Annotated in this window: 1 protein-coding gene; it reads left to right on the forward strand. The window is 79.3% G+C overall.

The annotated features are described in order from the left end of the window. Positions 1 to 2165, forward strand: a 2165-nt coding sequence (locus HLB09_RS16095) for a SpoIID/LytB domain-containing protein (protein ID WP_171204323.1), incomplete at its 5' end; no start/stop codon positions are given. Between the last annotated feature and the right edge of the window lie 10 nt (positions 2166 to 2175).

A 2175-nucleotide genomic window follows, 5' to 3' on the forward strand; every position in this document is an offset into this window, starting at 1 on the left:
CGCGCGCCGTGCTCGCCGTCGCGGCCGTCCTGGGCGGCGTCCTCGTGCCCCTGGGCGCGGCGCCCGCGAGCGCCGCGGACGTCGTCGCCCCGGTCGACGGGGGCTGGGAGCTGCGCGGCCACGGGTGGGGCCACGGCAACGGGATGTCGCAGTGGGGCGCGCAGTCGCGGGCCGCGGCGGGCCAGACGGCCGACGAGATCCTCGACTTCTCCTACCCGGGCACCACCACGGCCGTCACCGGCCCGCGGACCCTGCGCGTCGGGCTCACGGCCCTGGGCGGGCCCTCCGTCTCGCTGCGCTCGGCGGAGGGCCGCGAGCTCGTGGTGAGCACCTCCGGCCGGCGGGTCCGCGCCGACCAGACCCTCGTCCTCGACCGCAGCGGCACGTCCGTCCGGGGCGTGGTGCGCGACCCCGGCGGCGCCGCCGCGTGGTCCGAGACCTGGACGACCGCGCCCGTCGTCACCTCCTCCGGCCGCCTGCTCGTCGTCCGCGGGTCCGGCGGGACCGTCGTCGAGGGGGCCGTCACCGTCCCGACGGGCAGCGGCACGGTCGTGCCCGTCAACGTGCTCGACCTCGAGGCGTACCTGCGGGGGGTCGTGCCCGCGGAGAGCCCGGCCTCGTGGCACCCGGCGGCGCTGCAGGCGCAGGCCGTCGCCGCGCGCAGCTACGTCCTCGCGACCCTCACGCCGCGCGCCGCCTGGGACACCTGCGACACGACCGCCTGCCAGGTCTACCTGGGCTACGAGACGCGCAGCGGCAGCACCACGACGTGGCGCCAGCCGGCGTCGACGAACGCGGCCGTGGCGGCGACCGCGGGCCGCTACCGCGCCTACGGGGGCGCCCCGGCCTTCACGCAGTTCTCCTCGAGCAACGGCGGGTGGAGCGCCGACGGCGGCAAGCCCTACCTCGTGCCGCGCGAGGACCCGTTCTCGGTGCGCACCGGCAGCGCCACCGGAGACGCGCTCGGCACCTGGACCGCGCGCCTGTCCGTCGAGACGGCCTCCCGCTCCTGCCCGTCCGGCGGCCGCGCCACCGGCCTCGCGGTGACCGGCCGCGACGGCCGCGGCGAGTGGGGCGGTCGCATCACGCGACTGGAGGTGCACTGCACGACGGGCGTCGCCGTCCGCACGGGCGCGAGCGGGTCCCGCTTCGACCTCCGCTCGTCCTGGTGGACCTTCGCGGGCGCCCGCAGCGACGGCGCCGTCGACGCCGCCTGGGCCGCCTCCGGCGGCGACCGCGGCCCGCTGCGCGCCGCCGTCGGACCGGAGACGTCGACGCCCGACGGGCGCGGGGCCTACCGCGCGTACGAGCGCGGGAGCGTCTACTGGACGGCGACGACCGGCGCCCACGTCGTCCGCGGCGCCCCGGCGGCCCGCTGGGCGGCCCTGGGCTTCGAGCGCTCGTCGCTCGGCTACCCCGTCTCCGGCACCACCCCCGTCCCGGGCCGCGACGGCCTCTACCAGCACTTCGAGGGCGGCTCCCTCTACTACAACAGGGCGACGGGGACCCGCGTGGTGGCGGGCCCGGTCCGCGACCGCTGGGCCTCCCTGGGCTGGGAGGGCTCCGCCCTCGGCTTCCCCACGTCGGACACGACGGCGACGCCGGACCGTCGCGGCACCTACCAGCACTTCCAGGGCGGGTCGGTCTACGCGACCCCGTCGACGGGCGCCCGCGTCCTCTCCGGGGCGCTGCGCTCCTCGTGGGCGCAGCGCGGCTGGGAGCGCTCGCCGCTCGGCTACCCGACCGGCGACGCCGGGCGCACGGCGGACGGCCGCGGCAGCTACCAGTGGTTCCAGGGCGGGCTCCTGCTGGCCGGCCCCGGCGGCACCCGCGCCCTCACCGGGGGCGTGCTCGACGCCTGGGCGCGCAGCGGCTCGGAGACGGGCGCCCTGGCCTACCCGACCACCGAGCAGGGCGCCACGCCGGACGGGCGCGCCGCCTACCAGCACTTCCAGGGCGGCTCGGTGTACGCGGTGCGCGGCCTCGGGGCGTCGGCGGTGGAGCGGCCGGCCCGCGACGCCTGGGCCCGCGCCGGCTGGGAGCGCTCGCGGCTCGGCTACCCCACGGGCAGCACGCGACCGGCCGGCCGCGGCACGGTGACGCCCTTCGAGGGCGGGCGGGTCGTCGTCGACGCGGCGGGCCGCGCCGTCGTCGAGCTCTCCTGACCACCCCGCC

Origin of the sequence: Pseudokineococcus marinus (assembly GCF_013004605.1) — a bacterium.
Taxonomy (GTDB): Bacteria; Actinomycetota; Actinomycetes; order Actinomycetales; family Quadrisphaeraceae; genus Pseudokineococcus; species Pseudokineococcus marinus.